This is a genomic window from Aeromonas taiwanensis, from assembly GCF_000820165.1.
GTDB classification, from domain to species: Bacteria; Pseudomonadota; Gammaproteobacteria; order Enterobacterales; family Aeromonadaceae; genus Aeromonas; species Aeromonas taiwanensis.
In genome coordinates this window covers 1-18,851 of the sequence record NZ_CDDD01000083.1, presented here as the reverse complement: position 1 = coordinate 18,851, position 18,851 = coordinate 1, and the positions used below count along the sequence as shown (strand labels likewise).

The window sequence follows — 18,851 nt, the reverse complement described above, 5'->3', positions numbered from 1 at the left end:
TCGCCTTCCAGCGCTTTCAGTGCGGAACCACGTACTACCGGCAGGTCATCACCCGGGAAGTCGTACTCGGACAGCAGTTCGCGAACTTCCATCTCGACCAGTTCCAGCAGCTCTTCGTCATCTACCATGTCGCACTTGTTCATGAACACGATGATGTACGGAACGCCTACCTGGCGACCCAGCAGGATGTGCTCACGAGTCTGCGGCATCGGGCCGTCAGTCGCTGCTACTACCAGGATTGCGCCGTCCATCTGGGCAGCACCGGTGATCATGTTTTTAACGTAGTCGGCGTGACCCGGGCAATCTACGTGGGCGTAGTGACGGGTAGCGGTGTCGTATTCTACGTGGGAGGTGTTGATGGTGATACCACGCTCACGCTCTTCCGGTGCCTTGTCGATCTGGTCGAAGGCGAAAGCTTTACCACCGAAGTGCTTGGCCAGCACGTTGGTGATGGCGGCGGTCAGGGTGGTTTTACCGTGGTCAACGTGGCCGATGGTGCCGACGTTTACGTGCGGTTTATTACGCTCAAATTTTTCTTTAGACACGACGTAGTCCTTCTAGGTTAAACCCGCCTACCGTCGTAGGCGGGGAATCTTAAATTACTTGGATTTGCGCTCTTCGATCACGGCCTGGGCGACGTTGGTCGGGGCATCGTGATACTTGGCGAATTCCATGGCGTAGGAAGCACGACCCTGGGTAGCAGAACGCAGGGAGGTAGCGTAACCGAACATTTCGGCCAGCGGCACCAGAGCACGTACGATCTTGCCGGACGGGCCATCTTCCATGCCTTCGATCAGGCCGCGACGACGGTTCAGGTCACCGATCACGTCGCCCATGTAGTCTTCCGGAGTCTCGACTTCGACCTTCATGATCGGCTCGAGCAGTACCGGGTTGGCCTTCATGAAGCCAGCCTTGAACGCCAGAGAAGCAGCGATCTTGAACGCCAGTTCGGAAGAGTCGACATCGTGGTAGGAACCGAAGTGCAGACGCACACCCAGATCCATTACCGGATAGCCTGCCAGCGGGCCGGACTTCAGCTGCTCGCGGATACCCTTGTCAACACCCGGGATGAATTCGCCCGGAATCACGCCACCCTTGATGTCGTTGACGAATTCGTAGGCTTTGCCTTCTTCCAGCGGGTACATGTCGATAACGACGTGACCGTACTGACCACGACCACCGGACTGCTTGGCATGCTTGCCTTCGATGTCCTTGACGGTGTTGCGGATAGTTTCACGGTAGGCAACCTGCGGCTTACCTACGTTGGCTTCTACCTTGAACTCGCGACGCATACGGTCAACGATGATGTCCAAGTGCAGCTCACCCATACCGGCGATGATGGTTTGACCAGATTCTTCGTCGGTCCATACGCGGAAGGACGGATCTTCCTGAGCCAGACGGCCCAGAGCCAGACCCATCTTCTCCTGGTCAGCCTTGGATTTCGGCTCAACGGCGATGGAGATTACCGGCTCCGGGAATTCCATACGCTCCAGGATGATCGGTGCGTTTTCGTCACACAGGGTGTCACCGGTGGTGACGTCCTTCAGGCCGATGGCAGCAGCGATGTCGCCTGCGCGAACTTCTTTGATCTCTTCACGCTTGTTGGCGTGCATCTGAACGATACGGCCAAAACGCTCGCGCTTCTCTTTAACGGAGTTCAGCACGGAGTCACCGGAGTTAACCACACCGGAGTAAACGCGGAAGAAGGTCAGGTTGCCCACGAACGGGTCGGTAGCAATCTTGAACGCCAGAGCAGAGAACGGCTCGTCATCGGAAGCGTGACGCTCGTCCTTGGTCTCGCCGTCCAGCTTCAGACCGTCGATAGCAGCAACGTCGGTCGGAGCCGGCAGGTACTCGACCACGGCATCCAGCATGGCCTGTACGCCCTTGTTCTTGAACGCGGAGCCACAGGTAACCAGGATGATTTCGTTGTTCAGAACACGCTGACGAAGAGCCTTCTTGATCTCTTCTTCAGTCAGTTCTTCACCACCCAGGTATTTTTCCATCAGGTCTTCAGACGCTTCAGCAGCGGCTTCAACCAGGTTCATGCGCATTTCTTGCGCCTGTTCCAGCAGCTCGGCCGGCACGTCTTCGTAGTCGAAGGAAACGCCCTGGTCAGCTTCGCTCCAGTTGATGGCTTTCATCTTGACCAGGTCGATAACACCCTTGAAGTTCTCTTCTGAACCGATGTTCAGTTGCAGCGGAACCGGGTTGCCTTTCAGACGGGTCTTGATGTGCTCAACGCAGCGCAGGAAGTTGGCACCGGTACGGTCCATCTTGTTGACGAACGCGATACGGGGAACCTTGTACTTGTTAGCCTGACGCCATACGGTCTCAGACTGGGGCTGTACGCCACCTACGGCACAGTACACCATCACGGCGCCATCAAGAACACGCATGGAGCGCTCTACTTCGATAGTAAAGTCAACGTGGCCCGGGGTATCGATGATGTTGATACGGTGCGGTTGGAACTGTTTACCCATACCGGACCAGAAAGCGGTGGTCGCGGCGGAGGTGATGGTGATACCACGCTCTTGTTCCTGTTCCATCCAGTCCATGGTGGCGGCGCCATCGTGAACTTCACCGATCTTGTGACTTACACCGGTGTAAAACAGAACGCGCTCGGTAGTAGTAGTCTTACCGGCGTCGATGTGAGCGGAGATACCGATATTACGATAACGCTCAATGGGGGTTGTACGAGCCATTGTCATCCTCTTACTAGGGCACTTGTCCCCAGATAATTAAAGGTGCGCAGAGCCAAAAGACCCTGCGCAAGCGGATTACCAGCGGAAGTGAGCGAAGGCCTTGTTCGCTTCAGCCATACGGTGAACGTCTTCACGTTTCTTGACAGACGAACCCTTATTCTCAGCGGCATCCAGCAGCTCGCCAGCCAAACGCTGAGCCATTGATTTTTCACCACGTTTACGAGCGGCATCAACCAACCAGCGCATTGCCAGGGCATTGCGACGTACCGGACGAACTTCTACCGGCACCTGATAGGTTGCACCACCGACGCGACGAGATTTAACCTCGACCGCCGGACGAATGTTGTCCAGAGCGACTTCGAACAGGGCCAGGTGCTCTTTGCCAGATTTGGTGGCAATGATGTCCAGGGCGCCATATACGATGGCTTCTGCAACAGATTTCTTACCGTCAACCATTACTACGTTGACAAATTTAGCCAGCAGCTCAGATCCGAACTTGGGATCCGGCAGGATTTTACGCTGACCAACAACACGACGTCTTGGCATTTCAAATTCTCCGTAACTTCAGGGGTTACCCAAAACTAGAAAGTTATCTAACTAGAAACGAATTAACGTTTGGCCTTACTTAACGGAGAACCATTAAGCTTTCGGACGCTTCACGCCGTACTTGGAGCGAGCCTGCTTACGGTCTTTAACACCGGCACAGTCCAACGCACCACGAACGGTGTGATAACGAACACCTGGCAAGTCTTTTACACGACCGCCACGGATCAGAACAACAGAGTGCTCTTGCAGGTTGTGACCTTCACCGCCGATGTAGGAGGTGACTTCGAAGCCGTTGGTCAGACGTACACGGCATACTTTACGCAGTGCAGAGTTAGGCTTCTTCGGGGTGGTGGTGTATACACGGGTGCATACGCCACGCTTCTGAGGGCACGCTTCCAACGCCGGCACGTTGCTTTTCACAACGAGCTTGGTGCGTGGCTTGCGAACCAACTGGTTAATAGTTGCCATCAAAAGGCTCCTGATAATGACTTCATAAACGTGTGAAAAATCCTCCCCGCAGATACGGGGACGCGAAATTTTATGCCCTGTTGTCTGGGGAGTCAAGATTTATACAATTTGTGCACCGAAATGGCAAATGACAGCCCGTCATCATTATGCTAAGCACCTGAGTTGTAACGTGAAAACACCAACTAGCTGGCCCAGGTCTGCGGCGATCCATGCTCGGCGATCAACCTGATCAGGCCGGGCATATCGAGCTCCATCCCGATCCCGGATGACAATCCCCTCGCCTGCAGGTCTTCCTGCATCACGTAGAGTGGAATGCCCGCCAAACGCTCACACCACGCTGGGGCGACCGTGGCCACCACGGCGTCCTGCATCAGCACCAACAAGTCCTCTTCCCGACGATAACGCAGCGCCTGCTCGAGATCCTGGGTCAGGAAGGGGGAATTCAACACCATCTGTATCATGGGCACCTCAGAAGCCGATGTGGGTGGTGCAGTCACCCCAGGCGCGGCGGATCTGCGCGGGGGACAATACTGTCACGGGGATCATCAGATCCGCCTCGGTCAGTCCGCGTTCGGCCAACGACGCCGCACAGACATAGACCTCTTCGATGTCATACAGTTCCAGCATCTTGAAGGTTGGGGCATAGTGACGCTGCAATATCCCCTGTGGCGACTGCTCCCTGACCAGCTGCAAGACACCGTCTTCCAACAGGAACAGGGCCAGGGATTCCGTCAGGGCCGACGTTGCCAGCAAGGCATCCAACCCTTCCCGACCACTCGCCGTGCCGTGGGGGCCACGACGGCATATAAAGGCAATCTTGCTCATCTCACCCCCCTAGAACTGGACGAAGCGATCGGCGGTCAGACTGGCTTCTGCCAGCTGACCCAGACCGCTCAGACGAAACGGTGCCTGCAGGTTGAACTGGGCTTTCCCTGCACTCTTCGACTCCGTCTCATCGAGCACCCCGCGCCGCATAGCCGCGGCGACACAGACATCGATAGCAATCCCCTGAGCCACGGCCAGATCGCGCCACAGCGCCACCAGATCGGTCTCATCGCTGGCCGGGGCATGCAAGCCACTGCCGTTATGCACACCATCCTGATAGAAGAACAGGTGGGACAAACGGTGACCCTGCTCGATCAGGCTCAGGGCAAAGCGGTAGGCGGTGCTGGCCGTCTGGGTGCCATAGGCGGGCCCAGTGACCAGCAGGGCAAAGCTCAGACTCATATCCGGACTCCTGCACAGATCTGCATTCATTCTATCTCACAGACGAAAAAGCCCCTCCTGGGAGGGGCTTGTACCAATGGCGGCGCCTTAGACGTAAGCGATGGCTTCGACTTCGACCAGGACATCCTTGGGCAGACGCGCGACCTCCACACAGGAGCGTGCCGGGGCGGACTCGCCGAAGTAGCGGGCATACACCTGGTTGAAGGCCACGAAGTTGTTCATGTCGCTGAGGAAGCAGGTGGTCTTGAGCACCTTGCTGGTGTCCGCCCCTGCGGCCTTCAAGACGGCAACCAGGTTCTTCATTACCTGTTCGGCCTGAGCTTCGATGCCACCGGCGACGATGTCCATGGTGGCCGGATCGAGCGGGATCTGCCCCGAGGTGAAGACCAGCTCACCCAGCTTGGTTCCCTGAACATAAGGGCCAATTGCGGCAGGCGCCTTGTCGGTTGCAATCACTTCTTTAGCCATTGTTATCTATCCCCTATCTATGGCGCTTACTCGCTCTCTTCTTCACCCTGCTTGCGCTGTCGGATGTAGAGATACACGGTATGTTTGGAAATATTCAGCTTGTCGGCGACCAGGTTGATCGAGTCCTTGATATCAAATATGCCCTTCTCGAACAACTGGGTCACGATAAAACGGTTCTTGGCGTTGTTGGCCACGGAGGGATCGCGATTGATCTCGTCGATGGTGTTGTCCACCGTCTGGGCGACCAGCTCCTCGACGCTGTTGGCAAAGGTCTCTGGCGACTGGCGCTCGACCTGCTGTGGGGTCGGGAAGAACTCGGCCACGAACTCGTGGAAAGGCGCATTGATGTGCAGGTTGATGCAGATAAGGCCAATCACCTGTTTGTCGCGATTACGAATGGCGATGGTGCTCGACTTCATCAGAGCGCCGGTCCTGCTGCGGGCAAAATAACTCTGGGTGTGATCCTGGCCCGTGCTCTCGATGTCCTTGAGCATGCGCAGAGCCAGATCGGTGATCGGCGCCCCCAGCGTACGACCCGTATTGAAACCATTCGCGATTTGGATCACGGACTCATGCAGATTTTCCAGGGAGTGGAGCACCACCTCGCAGTGCTTGCCGAACAGATCGGCAAGGCCTTCGATGAGGCCCCCATATGAACGCAACAATTCCCTGTCTTCGTCTGTAAAAGCGCGACCGCTCAGTTGCTCTTCGGGAAGCAGTACTTCCTCGATACCGACAGCCATGTTCTACCCCTGTAATACCCATTCAACTTTCCCGAGTTTTCAATTGCGGGGGGGCAATGTCAACTTTTTTTGATTTTTTGCTCTATAACCTTGCACTGGATCATCCCCTGCCCCAGCCCGGTGCAGGCTGGCGGCCGGGCGCAGAACGAAAAAAGGGCCCCTAGAAGGGGCCCTTTTCAATCACGGCAGCGGAAGATTACTCTTCGTCAAAACCGTCAGCTGCGTTCAGCAGATCTGCCAGGTTTTGCTGAGCCTCATCGGCAGTCACCTGCGGTACGCCTACAGCACGGGCTGCGGCGGCACGCTGGTTGATCCGGCTGTGGTGGTAGGCAAAGCCGGTACCAGCCGGGATCAGACGACCCACGATCACGTTCTCTTTCAGGCCACGCAGCTCGTCGCGCTTGCCGCCAACGGCAGCTTCGGTCAGCACGCGGGTGGTTTCCTGGAAGGAAGCCGCGGAGATGAAGGACTCGGTGCTCAGAGATGCCTTGGTAATACCCATCAGGATATGACGGTAGGTAGCCGGGGTCTTGCCTTCGGCAACCAGTTTACGGTTGGCAATCTTCACGCGAGCCACTTCAACCTGCTCGCCTTCGATCAGGTCGGTGTCGCCGGCGCTCAGGATCTCGCACTTGCGCAGCATCTGACGAACGATGACTTCGATGTGCTTGTCGTTGATCTTAACGCCTTGCAGGCGGTAAACGTCCTGCACTTCGTTGGCGATGTAGTTGGCGACCGGGCTGATACCGCGCAGACGCAGGATGTCGTGAGCAGACTCGGGACCGTCCGCCAGTACTTCACCCTTCTCAACCTTTTCACCTTCGAACACGTTGAGGTGACGCCACTTCGGAATCATCTCTTCGTAGATCTCGCCACCGTCGGTCGGGGTGATGACCAGACGGCGCTTGCCCTTGGTCTCTTTCCCGAAGGAGATGGTGCCGGAGATCTCGGCCAGGATGGCCGGCTCTTTCGGCTGACGTGCTTCGAACAGATCCGCAACGCGCGGCAGACCACCGGTGATGTCCTTGGTACCGCTGGACTCTTGCGGGATACGCGCAACCGCGTCACCCACGCCCACGTTGGCACCATCTTCCAGGTTCACGATCGCCTTGCCCGGCAGGAAGTACTGGGCGGGCACGTCGGTACCCGGGATCATCACATCCTTACCGTTCAGGTCGACCAGTTTCACGGTCGGACGCATCTCTTTACCGGCGCTCGGACGCTCGTTGACGTCCAGCACGACGATGGAAGAGAGACCGGTCAGCTCGTCGGTCTGACGAGTGATGGTCACGCCATCGATCATGTGCTCGAAGTGCAGGCGACCCGCTACTTCGGTAATGATCGGGTGGGTGTGCGGGTCCCAGTTCGCCACGGTGTCACCGGCGTTCACGGCCTCGCCATCCTTCACTTCCAACACGGAACCGTAAGGCAGCTTGTGGCTTTCCTTGGTACGGCCCATCTCGTCCATGATGGTCAGCTCGGTAGAACGAGAGGTGATAACCAGCTTGTCAGAGTTGTTCAGAACGAACTTGGCGTTCTGCAGCTTGATGCTACCGGTGTTCTTGACCTGGATGCTGCTCTCGGCAGCCGCTCGGGATGCGGCACCACCGATGTGGAAGGTACGCATCGTCAGCTGGGTACCCGGCTCACCGATGGACTGGGCGGCGATAACACCGACAGCCTCACCCTTGTTAACCAGGTGACCACGGGCCAGATCACGGCCGTAGCAGTGAGCACAGTTACCGAAGTCGGTCTCACAGGTGATGGCAGAACGTACCTTCACGCGATCGACGGAGTTGCGCTCCAGCAGGTCACACAGCTGCTCGTCGAGCAGGGTGTTACGCGCTACCAGCACTTCATCCTCGGTACCCGGCTTGATGACGTCTTCAGCCACCACACGACCCAGCACGCGCTCACGCAGCGGCTCGACCACGTCGCCACCCTCGATCAGCGGAGTCATCCACAGACCGTCGGTAGTGCCGCAATCGTCCTCGGTGATCACCATGTCCTGGGCCACGTCAACCAGACGACGGGTCAGGTAACCGGAGTTCGCAGTCTTCAGTGCGGTATCCGCCAGACCTTTACGAGCACCGTGAGTGGAGATGAAGTACTGCAGTACGTTCAGACCTTCACGGAAGTTCGCCACGATCGGCGTTTCGATGATGGAGCCATCCGGCTTCGCCATCAGGCCACGCATACCGGCCAGCTGACGGATCTGGGCGGCGGAACCCCGCGCACCGGAGTCGGCCATCATGAAGATGCTGTTGAAGGAGGCCTGCTCTTCCTCATCGCCCAAGGAGTTGACGTTACGCTCCTTGGAGAGGTTATCCATCATGGCCTTGGAGACGCGATCGTTCGCGCTGGCCCAGATATCGATAACCTTGTTGTAGCGTTCGCCCGCGGTCACCAGACCGGACAGGAACTGGTCCTGGATCTCGGCAACTTCGGCTTCGGCTGCAGCGATGATGTCCTTCTTGGCATCCGGGATGACCATGTCATCGATACCAACGGACGCACCGGACAGGGCCGCGTAGTGGAAACCGGTATACATCAGCTGGTCAGCGAAGATGACGGTGTCCTTCAGGCCCTGCTTGCGGTAGCAGGTGTTCAGCAGACGAGAGATCAGCTTCTTGCCCAGCGCCTTGTTGGAGACGCACTTGATCCAGTTCTGCGGGTTGGCATCCAGATCGGCCTGTTCGGCGGCAGTCAGTACCTTCGGCTCGTCGATCAGGGCGTACTCCATGCCTTTCGGCAGGATCAAGCTCAGGATCGCACGACCAACGGTGGTGTTCTTCATCTCGGTCTTGGCAACCAGTTCACCGGCTTCGTTCTTCACGTACTCGGTGATGCGGCACTTGACGCGTGCGTGCAGGTCGGCCAGGCCGGCGCGGTACACCTTCTCAGCCTCTTTCGGACCGGACAGCACCATGCCTTCGCCCTTCGCATTGATGCGGGCACGGGTCATGTAGTACAGACCCAAGACCACGTCCTGGGAAGGAACGATGATCGGCTCACCGGAGGCGGGCGACAGGATGTTGTTGGTGGACATCATCAGGGCGCGCGCTTCCAGCTGGGCTTCCAGGGTCAGCGGTACGTGGACCGCCATCTGGTCACCGTCGAAGTCCGCGTTATAGGCGGCACAGACGAGCGGGTGCAGCTGGATGGCCTTGCCTTCGATCAGGGTCGGCTCGAACGCCTGGATACCCAGACGGTGCAGGGTCGGTGCACGGTTCAGCAGGACCGGGTGTTCGCGGATCACTTCGTCCAGGATGTCCCAGACGACGGCTTCTTCGCGCTCCACCATCTTCTTGGCGGCCTTGATGGTAGTCGCCAGGCCACGGGATTCCAGCTTGCCATAGATGAAGGGCTTGAACAGCTCCAGGGCCATCTTCTTCGGCAGACCGCACTGATGCAGACGCAGGGTCGGACCTACGGTGATAACGGAACGACCGGAGTAGTCGACACGCTTACCGAGCAAGTTCTGACGGAAACGACCTTGCTTACCCTTGATCATGTCGGCCAGGGATTTCAGCGGGCGCTTGTTGGAACCGGTAATGGCACGACCACGACGGCCGTTATCCAGCAGGGCATCCACGGACTCTTGCAGCATGCGCTTTTCGTTGCGCACGATGATGTCCGGAGCCGCCAGGTCCAGCAGACGCTTCAGTCGGTTGTTACGGTTGATCACGCGACGGTACAGATCGTTCAGATCGGAGGTCGCGAAACGGCCGCCGTCCAGCGGTACCAGCGGACGCAGGTCCGGCGGCAGCACGGGCAGCACTGTCATGATCATCCACTCCGGCTTGTTGCCGGATTGCAGGAAGGCTTCCATCAGCTTCAGACGCTTGGTGGTCTTCTTGCGCTTTGTCTCGGAGTTGGTCTGATCCAGCTCCTCACGCATGGCTTTGACTTCGCCTTCCAGATCGATGGCGCGCAGCAGGGCCAGAATGGCCTCGGCACCCATCTTGGCGTCGAATTCGTCGCCCCACTCTTCCAGTGCGTCCAGATAGTTCTCTTCGGACAGCATCTGGCTGCGCTCGAGGTTGGTCATGCCGGGTTCGATCACTACATAGGATTCGAAATACAGCACGCGCTCGATGTCACGCAGGGTCATGTCCAGCAGCAGACCGATACGGGACGGCAGGGACTTCAGGAACCAGATGTGGGCAGTCGGGCTGGCCAGCTCGATGTGGCCCATACGCTCACGACGGACCTTGGTCTGGGTCACTTCTACGCCGCACTTCTCACAGATCACACCACGGTGTTTCAGGCGCTTGTACTTGCCGCACAGACACTCGTAGTCCTTCACCGGTCCGAAGATACGGGCGCAGAACAGACCATCACGCTCCGGCTTGAAAGTCCGGTAGTTGATGGTCTCAGGCTTTTTGACCTCACCGAATGACCAGGAGCGGATCATGTCAGGAGAGGCCAGACCGATCTTGATACTGTCAAACTCTTCGGTCTTGGTCTGAGCCTTCAAAAACTTGAGTAAGTCTTTCACGTGTTTCCCCTGTCAGGAGTCTAACCTCGGCGCCCCTGCTGCCGAAACAGCGGGGCGCCCACGTCAATTCTCGAACAATAAGAGCGAGCTCTTACTCTTCGTCCAGCTCGATGTTGATACCCAGAGAGCGGATTTCCTTCAGCAGTACGTTGAAGGATTCGGGCATGCCCGGCTCCATACGGTGGTCGCCATCCACGATGTTCTTGTACATCTTGGTACGGCCGTTCACATCGTCAGACTTGACGGTCAGCATTTCCTGCAGGGTATATGCCGCACCGTAAGCCTCCAGGGCCCACACTTCCATCTCACCGAACCGCTGACCACCGAACTGCGCCTTACCACCCAGCGGCTGCTGGGTAACCAGGCTGTAGGAACCGGTAGAACGCGCGTGCATCTTGTCGTCTACCAGGTGGTTCAGCTTGAGCATGTACATGTAACCCACGGTGACCTTACGCTCGAAGGCGTTACCGGTACGACCGTCGAACAGGGAGATCTGACCGGATTCCGGCAGATCGGCCAGCTTCAGCAGGGCCTTGATTTCGCGCTCTTTGGCACCATCAAAGACCGGCGTAGCGACCGGCAGACCCTTACGCAGGTTACCCACCAGGGTACGCACGTCGTCGTCGGACAGCTCGGCGATGTTCACTTGCTGGGAGTCCTTCTCGCCCAGGTCATAGACCTGCTGCAGGAACTCACGCATCTCGTGCAGCTCGCGCTGCTCTTTGATCATGCGGTCGATCTTCTCGCCGATGCCCTTGGCCGCGAGGCCCAGGTGCACTTCGAGGATCTGACCGATGTTCATACGAGACGGTACGCCCAGCGGGTTCAGTACGATGTCGACCGGACGGCCGTATTCGTCATGAGGCATGTCCTCGACCGGGCAGATCTTGGAGATAACACCCTTGTTACCGTGACGGCCCGCCATCTTGTCACCCGGCTGGATGCGACGCTTGACTGCCAGATAAACCTTGACGATTTTCAGCACGCCCGGCGCCAGATCGTCACCCTGGATGATCTTGCGACGCTTGTTCTCGAACTTCTTGTCAAACTCGGCCTTCAGCTCAACGTGCTGTTCAGCGATCTGCTCCAGTTCGATTTGCTTGGCTTCATCTTCGATGGCCAGTTCAAACCACTTGGAACGCTCGAGCTTGTTCAGACGATCTTCGCTGTAACCGGCGGCCAGCAGCAGGTTGCGGGAGCGGCCGAAGATGCCGTCTTCCAGGATCTTGAACTCTTCGGTCAAGTCCTTCTTCGCTTCCTTCAGCTGCATCTCTTCGATTTCTTTGGCGCGCTTGTCTTTTTCCACGCCATCGCGGGTAAAGACTTGCACGTCAACCACGGTACCGTACACACCGTTCGGTACGCGCAGGGAAGAGTCCTTCACGTCGGACGCCTTCTCACCGAAGATGGCGCGCAGCAGCTTCTCTTCCGGGGTCAGCTGGGTTTCGCCCTTCGGGGTCACCTTGCCGACCAGGATGTCGCCGCCCTTCACTTCGGCACCCACGTAGACGATACCGGACTCGTCCAGCTTGGACAGAGCGGCTTCACCCACGTTCGGGATGTCGGCAGTGATCTCTTCCGGACCCAGCTTGGTGTCGCGGGAGATACAGGCCAGTTCCTGGATATGGATGGTGGTCAGGCGATCTTCCTGAACCACGCGCTCGTTCACCAGGATCGAGTCTTCGAAGTTGTAACCGTTCCACGGCATGAACGCGACGCGCAGGTTCTGACCCAGCGCCAGTTCACCCAGGTCGGTGGACGGGCCGTCAGCCAGCACGTCACCGGCCATCACCGGCTCACCCAGCATCACGCAGGGGCGCTGGTTGATACAGGTGTTCTGGTTGGAACGGGTGTACTTGGTCAGGTTGTAGATGTCGATGCCGGCTTCGCCTGGCAGCAGCTCATCTTCATTGACCTTGATAACGATACGGGAGGCGTCGACGTAGTCGATCATGCCGCCACGCTTGGCCACTACGGTTACACCGGAGTCAACGGCCACGGCGCGTTCCATACCGGTACCTACCAGCGGCTTGTCAGCGCGCAGGGTCGGTACGGCCTGACGTTGCATGTTTGAACCCATCAATGCGCGGTTCGCGTCATCGTGTTCCAGGAACGGGATCAAGGCCGCTGCCACAGAGACGATCTGTTGCGGGCTCACGTCCATATACTGGATCTGGTCGGCGTTCATAAAGGTGGATTCACCCTTGTGACGGCACGGGATCAATTCATCTTTCAGACGGCCATCTTCGGTGGTCGCGGCGTTGGCCTGTGCGATCACGTACTTGCCTTCTTCAATCGCAGACAGGTAATCCACTTCGTCGGTGATCACACCGTCGATCACCTTGCGGTACGGGGTCTCGAGGAAACCGTACTCGTTGGTGCGGGAGTAGACGGACAGCGAGTTGATCAGACCGATGTTCGGACCTTCCGGCGTTTCGATCGGGCACAGACGACCGTAGTGGGTCGGGTGTACGTCTCGAACTTCGAAGCCGGCACGCTCACGGGTCAGACCGCCCGGGCCCAGCGCGGAGATACGACGCTTGTGGGTCACTTCGGACAGCGGGTTGTTCTGGTCCATGAACTGGGACAGCTGGCTGGAACCGAAGAACTCTTTGACCGCGGCGGAGATCGGCTTGGCGTTGATCAGATCCTGCGGCATCAGGGTGTCCAGATCGCCCAGAGACAGGCGCTCCTTCACCGCACGCTCGACACGGACCAGACCGACACGGAACTGGTTCTCGGCCATTTCACCGACAGAACGGATACGACGGTTACCCAGGTGGTCGATATCGTCCACCTCGTCATTGCCGTTACGGATGTCGATCAGGCGCTTCATGACCTCGACGATGTCGTCCTTGGTCAGCACGCCAACGCCGGTCTCGTCTTCACGACCCAGACGGCGGTTGAACTTCATCCGACCCACGGTAGACAGGTCGTAACGCTCGGAAGAGAAGAACAGGTTCTCGAACAGCTGCTCTGCGGCTTCGCGAGTAGGCGGCTCGCCCGGACGCATCATGCGATAGATCTCGACCAGGGCTTCCAAGCGGCTGGAGCTGGAGTCGATACGCAGGGTCTCGGACATGTAAGCACCGTGGTCCAGTTCGTTGGTGAACAGAACCTCGAAGTGCTTGAAGCCGGCTTGGGACAGGTTGGCAACCGCTTCCAGGCTCAGGGCCTGGTTGGCAGTCACAACCATTTCACCAGTCTGCGGATGTGCGTAGTTCTTGGCAGCAACTTTGCCAACAACATACTCTACCGGCACCTCGATCTGGGTGATGCCGTCTTTTTCCAGCTGGCGGATGTGACGGGCTGTGACGCGACGACCTGTCTCGACCACCACGGCGCCATTGGCAATGATGTCGAAGGTCGCGGTCTCGCCACGCAGGCGCTCGGGCACCAGATCCATCATCAACTTGCCATCTTTCACTTCGAAACCGATGGTCTCGAAGAAGGTGGCCAGGATTTCTTCGGAACTGAAGTCCAGGGCGCGCAGAATAATGGAGGCTGGCAGTTTACGACGACGGTCGATACGGACAAACAGGTTGTCTTTCGCATCGAACTCGAAGTCCAGCCAGGAGCCACGGTAGGGGATAACGCGAGCGTTATACAGTACCTTACCGGATGAATGTGTTTTGCCTTTATCGTGGTCGAAGAAGACGCCCGGGCTGCGGTGCAGCTGGGAGACGATGACCCGCTCGGTACCATTGATGACAAAGGTGCCGTTTTCGGTCATGAGCGGAATTTCGCCCATGTAAACTTCTTGTTCCTTGATATCTTTGACGGTGCCGGCAGCTGCTTCACGGTCGTACAGAACCATACGAAGCTTGACACGCAGCGGCGCGGAGTAGGTCACTCCACGGATCTGGCATTCTTTTACGTCAAATACCGGCTCACCCAGGCGATAGCTGACATACTGAAGCTCAGCACTACCGGAGTAACTGGTGATCGGGAAAACGCTACGGAAGGCGGCTTCTAGGCCGTACTCACCTTCCGGGTCAGCCTCGATGAACTGCTTGAAGGAGTCCAGCTGAATGGACAACAGATAAGGCGTGTCCAGTACCTGGTCTCGCTTACCGAAGTCCTTACGTATGCGTTTTTTTTCGGTATAAGAGTAAACCATAGGGTTCCTCAGCTCGCTGATAAGTGACCCACTCTGTCCCCACGGGACAGCTCTGTCTCAACACCGTTTTGTGTTGGCCCGGACGATGAGGCGGTCCGGATTGCTGGTGCACCGAGAGTCGTGAACGGTGTGAAATACTCTCAGTCTACAGCGCAAAAAGGCTGGTGAATAAAGATTCACCAGCCTTAGCCTGTTTTATCAGGCTAATCTACATAAATGCAGATTATTTGATCTCAACAGAAGCACCGGCAGCTTCCAGCTCTTTCTTCAGAGCTTCAGCTTCGTCCTTGGACACGGCTTCTTTCAGATTGGTCGGAGCAGCTTCTACCAGGTCCTTGGCTTCTTTCAGGCCCAGACCGGTAGCGCCACGAACGGCCTTGATGACGGCAACTTTGTTGGCGCCAGCAGCAGTCAGAACTACGTCGAACTCGGTCTTCTCTTCTACTGCTTCAGCAGCAGCCGGGCCGGCCATTACGGCAGCAGCGGCAGAAACACCGAACTTCTCTTCCATAGCTTCGATCAGCTCAACAACTTCCATTACGGACATGGAAGCAACGGCTTCGATGATTTGGTCTTTAGTGATAGACATGACAAAAATTCCTGATGTTGAATAAACTCAAACAGCCTAGATAGGCGAGAATCAAGCAGCAGCTTGTTTCTGGTCGCGAACAGCAGCGATAGTACGAACCAGCTTGCCAGCAGAGGCTTCCTTCATGGTAGCCATCAACTTCGCAATTGCTTCTTCGTAGGTCGGCAGCGTGGCCAGACGATCAATTTGTGCTGCGGCGATAAACTCACCGTTAAAAGCGCCAGCCTTGATTTCGAACTTTTGGTTCGCTTTGGCAAACTCTTTGAACAGACGAGCGGCAGCGCCCGGGTGTTCGTTGGAGAAAGCAATCAAGGTAGGACCGGTAAATGCGTCGTTCAGGCACTCGTATTCGGTACCTTCTACCGCGCGACGCAGCAGGGTGTTACGCACAACGCGCATGTACACACCAGCTTCACGAGCGGTCTTACGCAGGACGGTCATCTTCTCTACAGTGACGCCGCGAGAATCGGCTACAACTGCAGAAAGAGCGCCTTTGGCAGCTTCGTTGACTTCAGCAACAATTGCCTTTTTGTCTTCGAGTCCCAATGCCATTGGCTTAACTCCTGGATTGAATCCGGGTCAATTGACCCAGTACTGACACATCCCCCCTACCTTTACAACAGAGGGGAACGATGCGGTAGCAGGATTCCAGAAGAGAAAGAATCTTTCTCGCTGGGTTTCCGGCACCGTCTACGCAGGAAAAATTAAGGCCCTGCGGCCTCCTGCGGTCTTGGACGGAGGTCGAAACCCCCAACCAATCAAGGCGCAAAATTATAGATTAAATTTTGCGCCTTGTAAAACCCATCAATTAGGCCTGAGCTTCCAGAGAAGCTTGGTCTACGGCAACACCGGCACCCATGGTGGTGGAGATGCTGACTTTCTTGATGAATACACCCTTGGCGGAGGACGGCTTGGCCTTCTTCAAGGCAACCAGCAGAGCTTCCAAGTTCTCTTTCAACTGAACTTCGTTGAAGGAAACTTTGCCCAGGGTGGTGTGAATGATACCGTTCTTGTCGTTACGGTAACGAACCTGACCAGCCTTGGCGTTCTTGACGGCTTCGGCTACGTTCGGAGTTACGGTACCAACCTTCGGGTTCGGCATCAGGCCGCGCGGGCCCAGGATCTGGCCCAGTTGACCAACAACACGCATGGCATCCGGGGATGCGATCACGACGTCGAAGTTCATCTCGCCTTTCTTGACCAGCTCAGCCAGGTCATCCATACCAACCAGTTCAGCACCGGCAGCCTTGGCGGCTTCGGCGTTGGCACCCTGGGTGAATACAGCGACACGGATGTCACGGCCAGTACCGTGCGGCAGTACAGTTGCACCACGTACGTTCTGGTCGGATTTACGAGCATCGATACCCAGGTTGACAGCAACGTCAACGCTCTCAACGAACTTGGCGGTAGCCAGTTCTTTCAGCAGGGCAATGGCTTCGTTGATGGAGTACTCTTTGGTACCGTCAACTTTTTCGCGAATAACGCGCATACGCTTGGACAGTTTAGCCATTGTCTTACTCCTCCACTACCAGGCCCATGGAACGAGCGGAACCGGCGATGCAACGTACTTTTGCATCCAGATCGGCACCAGTCATATCCGGCTCTTTGGTCTTGGCGATTTCTTGCAGCTGGGCAACAGTCACCTTACCAACCTTGTCTTTGTTCGGCTTGGCAGAACCAGACTGGATACCAGCGGCTTTCTTCAGCAGGAAGGAAGCGGGCGGAGTCTTGGTTTCGAAGGTGAAGGAACGGTCGCTGTAAACGGTGATCACGACCGGAGTCGGAGAACCTTTTTCCAGCTTTTCTGTACGGGCGTTGAACGCCTTACAGAATTCCATGATGTTCACGCCGTGCTGACCCAGAGCAGGACCAACGGGAGGGCTGGGGTTAGCACTGCCAGCCTTAACTTGCAGCTTGATATAAGCTGTGACTTTCTTAGCCATTACAAAAATACCTCAAAAATGGGTTCTAGCGCCTCGGAGACATGCTCCTGCAAACGGCTCCCCAACAAATAAAGGGGCAGCGAATTATAGAGATAATCGCTGCCCCTGACAACCGTTAAACGTACAGAGATTAATCAGCCTTTTTCGACCTGACCAAAATCCAGTTCTACCGGTGTTGAGCGGCCAAAGATCAGAACGGAGACCTTCACGCGGCTCTTCTCGTAGTCCACCTCTTCAACGGTACCGTTGAAGTCGGCGAACGGACCATCGGCAACCCGGACCATCTCACCCGGTTCAAACAGGGTTTTCGGACGCGGTTTGTCGTGGGCATCTTGCAGACGGTTGAGGATGGCATCCGCTTCTTTATCGGAGATCGGAGCCGGACGGTCGGAGGTACCGCCGATGAAGCCCATGACGCGCGGTACATTGCGTACCAGGTGCCATGTGGTCTCATCCATCACCATCTGGACCAGGACATAGCCTGGGAAAAACTTGCGCTCACTCTTGCGCTTCTGGCCGGCACGCATCTCGACCACTTCTTCGGTCGGGACAAGCACTTCACCGAACATGTCTTCCATGCCATGCATCTTGATATGTTCACGCAGGGACTTGGCAACCCGACCTTCATAGCCGGAAAACGCCTGCACGACATACCATCTCATACGTTGTTCACGTTGTTCAGTCATGGCTTATCCTTACACACCGGTAATCAGGTTGACCAACCAGACCAAGGCGCCGTCCAGAACGAACAGCAGCAGCCCCATCACGGCGGTCACCGCCAGCACAATCAGGGTTGTCTGAATGGCTTCCTGACGGGTTGGCCATACGACCTTGCGGACTTCCAGGCGAGACTCGCGAGCAAAAGCCAGTGTTGCTTTTCCTTTCACTGTACGCAGAGCAAGTACGCCTGCCGCTGCGATAGCGACCAATACACCCAATGCACGCAAGGCGACGTTCACATCATTAAAATGCTTACCGACCCACCAGTTTCCAGCAACTGCCGCGATCAGGATGATGAAAACCAGGCCCCAAAGCAGGGTATCCTTGCTTCCGCCCTGATCCTCAGAACTAACACTCATACAACCCACCTGTATCTGACGTAACCAAAGACACAAAAGCCCCGTACGAGACGAGGTATATGGCAGGGGCGGCAGGACTCGAACCCGCAACCATCGGTTTTGGAGACCGCTGTTCTACCAATTCGAACTACGCCCCTGCATAAGAAAGCCCCTATTATAGGGGCTTTGCTTTATTTATGTAAGCCAAGATTACGCGATAACTTTGGCTACAACACCAGCACCTACGGTACGGCCACCTTCACGGATGGCGAAACGCAGGCCGTCGTCCATCGCGATCGGAGCAATCAGGGTAACAACCATCTTGATGTTGTCGCCCGGCATGACCATCTCTACGCCTTCCGGCAGTTCGATGGTACCGGTCACGTCGGTAGTACGGAAGTAGAACTGCGGACGGTAGCCCTTGAAGAACGGGGTATGACGACCACCTTCTTCTTTGGACAGTACGTACACTTCGGATTCGAA

General features: G+C 56.7%; 18 protein-coding genes and 1 tRNA gene. All 19 read right to left on the bottom strand.

Translation table 11 applies throughout. From position 1 onward, the window contains the following. The coding region (locus tag BN1136_RS14375; protein ID WP_043808498.1) for a GTP-binding protein at positions 1-545 on the bottom strand (545 nt) is incomplete at its 3' end. Positions 546-599: 54 nt separating this feature from the next. Then, positions 600-2,705, bottom strand: a complete 2,106-nt coding sequence (gene fusA, locus BN1136_RS14370) for an elongation factor G (RefSeq protein ID WP_043762518.1) — start codon at positions 2,703-2,705, stop codon at positions 600-602. A 75-nt stretch (positions 2,706-2,780) separates the two neighbouring features. Further along, on the bottom strand, positions 2,781-3,251 hold the full coding sequence (gene rpsG, locus BN1136_RS14365) for a 30S ribosomal protein S7 (RefSeq protein WP_042074449.1): 471 nt from the start codon (positions 3,249-3,251) through the stop codon (positions 2,781-2,783). A 93-nt stretch (positions 3,252-3,344) separates the two neighbouring features. Further along, positions 3,345-3,719, bottom strand: a complete 375-nt coding sequence (gene rpsL / locus BN1136_RS19950) for a 30S ribosomal protein S12 (protein ID WP_026456685.1) — start codon at positions 3,717-3,719, stop codon at positions 3,345-3,347. 182 nt (positions 3,720-3,901) lie between these two features. Continuing rightward, positions 3,902-4,180, bottom strand: a complete 279-nt coding sequence (gene tusB / locus BN1136_RS14355) for a sulfurtransferase complex subunit TusB (protein ID WP_043762513.1) — start codon at positions 4,178-4,180, stop codon at positions 3,902-3,904. A 7-nt stretch (positions 4,181-4,187) separates the two neighbouring features. Beyond that, positions 4,188-4,544 (bottom strand): sulfurtransferase complex subunit TusC, encoded by a 357-nt coding sequence (gene tusC, locus BN1136_RS14350; protein ID WP_043762511.1) that lies wholly within the window; start codon positions 4,542-4,544, stop codon positions 4,188-4,190. Positions 4,545-4,553: 9 nt separating this feature from the next. Next, positions 4,554-4,946: a sulfurtransferase complex subunit TusD gene (tusD, locus tag BN1136_RS14345; protein WP_043762508.1), complete on the bottom strand. Its 393-nt coding sequence runs from the start codon at positions 4,944-4,946 to the stop codon at positions 4,554-4,556. An 87-nt stretch (positions 4,947-5,033) separates the two neighbouring features. Beyond that, complete coding sequence (locus BN1136_RS14340) at positions 5,034-5,414, bottom strand: RidA family protein (RefSeq protein WP_043762506.1); 381 nt, start codon at positions 5,412-5,414, stop codon at positions 5,034-5,036. A gap of 26 nt (positions 5,415-5,440) precedes the next feature. Continuing rightward, the gene (locus tag BN1136_RS14335; RefSeq protein WP_010675954.1) at positions 5,441-6,157 is read right to left on the bottom strand and encodes a helix-turn-helix transcriptional regulator; all 717 of its coding nucleotides are present in this window, start codon (positions 6,155-6,157) and stop codon (positions 5,441-5,443) included. A gap of 196 nt (positions 6,158-6,353) precedes the next feature. After that, positions 6,354-10,658, bottom strand: a complete 4,305-nt coding sequence (rpoC, locus tag BN1136_RS14330) for a DNA-directed RNA polymerase subunit beta' (protein ID WP_043762502.1) — start codon at positions 10,656-10,658, stop codon at positions 6,354-6,356. Positions 10,659-10,749: 91 nt separating this feature from the next. Next, on the bottom strand, positions 10,750-14,778 hold the full coding sequence (gene rpoB / locus BN1136_RS14325; protein WP_043808756.1) for a DNA-directed RNA polymerase subunit beta: 4,029 nt from the start codon (positions 14,776-14,778) through the stop codon (positions 10,750-10,752). Positions 14,779-15,001: 223 nt separating this feature from the next. Then, on the bottom strand, positions 15,002-15,367 hold the full coding sequence (rplL, locus tag BN1136_RS14320) for a 50S ribosomal protein L7/L12 (protein WP_010675957.1): 366 nt from the start codon (positions 15,365-15,367) through the stop codon (positions 15,002-15,004). 51 nt (positions 15,368-15,418) lie between these two features. Then, positions 15,419-15,919, bottom strand: coding sequence for a 50S ribosomal protein L10 (gene rplJ, locus BN1136_RS14315; protein ID WP_042016252.1), 501 nt, complete (start codon positions 15,917-15,919; stop codon positions 15,419-15,421). A 256-nt stretch (positions 15,920-16,175) separates the two neighbouring features. Further along, positions 16,176-16,877, bottom strand: coding sequence for a 50S ribosomal protein L1 (rplA, locus tag BN1136_RS14310; protein WP_010675958.1), 702 nt, complete (start codon positions 16,875-16,877; stop codon positions 16,176-16,178). A gap of 4 nt (positions 16,878-16,881) precedes the next feature. Continuing rightward, entirely contained in the window at positions 16,882-17,310 is a 429-nt protein-coding gene (gene rplK / locus BN1136_RS14305; RefSeq protein WP_005306313.1) for a 50S ribosomal protein L11, read from the bottom strand. Between the two features lie 134 nt (positions 17,311-17,444). Next, positions 17,445-17,996: a transcription termination/antitermination protein NusG gene (gene nusG / locus BN1136_RS14300; protein WP_042013387.1), complete on the bottom strand. Its 552-nt coding sequence runs from the start codon at positions 17,994-17,996 to the stop codon at positions 17,445-17,447. A gap of 9 nt (positions 17,997-18,005) precedes the next feature. Beyond that, entirely contained in the window at positions 18,006-18,389 is a 384-nt protein-coding gene (gene secE / locus BN1136_RS14295; RefSeq protein WP_043762496.1) for a preprotein translocase subunit SecE, read from the bottom strand. A gap of 60 nt (positions 18,390-18,449) precedes the next feature. Then, a tRNA-Trp gene (locus BN1136_RS14290) sits at positions 18,450-18,526 on the bottom strand. Positions 18,527-18,578: 52 nt separating this feature from the next. Beyond that, on the bottom strand, positions 18,579-18,851 hold a 273-nt coding region (locus BN1136_RS14285), incomplete at its 5' end, for an EF-Tu C-terminal domain-related protein (protein ID WP_043808753.1).